Origin of the sequence: Pseudomonas persica (assembly GCF_900291015.1) — a bacterium.
Lineage (GTDB): Bacteria > Pseudomonadota > Gammaproteobacteria > Pseudomonadales > Pseudomonadaceae > Aquipseudomonas.
In genome coordinates, this window is sequence record NZ_OLKL01000120.1 from 1 (window position 1) to 276 (window position 276).

The following is a 276-nucleotide window of genomic DNA, read 5'->3' on the forward strand; positions in this document are numbered from 1 at the left end:
GTGCCAGCTCACCCCGCGCCGCTTCGGGCAGGTGTTGCCCTGCCTGCTCGCCGGGACCAAACACGTAGTACTGGAAGATCTTCGCCCACGCCTGCTTCTCGCGCGCCGGTAGATCGCGCAGGGCCCACATCGCATGCTGCAGCGCCGGCAGGGGTGAGCCGAGATAGCCAGGCGCACTGCGCCACCAGTAGTTCACCAGCACGTTGAACGGTTCCAGGCTGCGCACGTGGTGCCACCACAGGCCTGGGATGAAGATGGCATCACCGGGCTCAAGCG

1 protein-coding gene is annotated in these 276 nt (G+C 66.7%); it reads right to left on the reverse strand.

Translation table 11 applies throughout. The annotated features are described in order from the left end of the window. On the reverse strand, nt 1-276 hold a 276-nt coding region (locus tag FQ664_RS25965), incomplete at both ends, for a cupin-like domain-containing protein (RefSeq protein ID WP_178091074.1).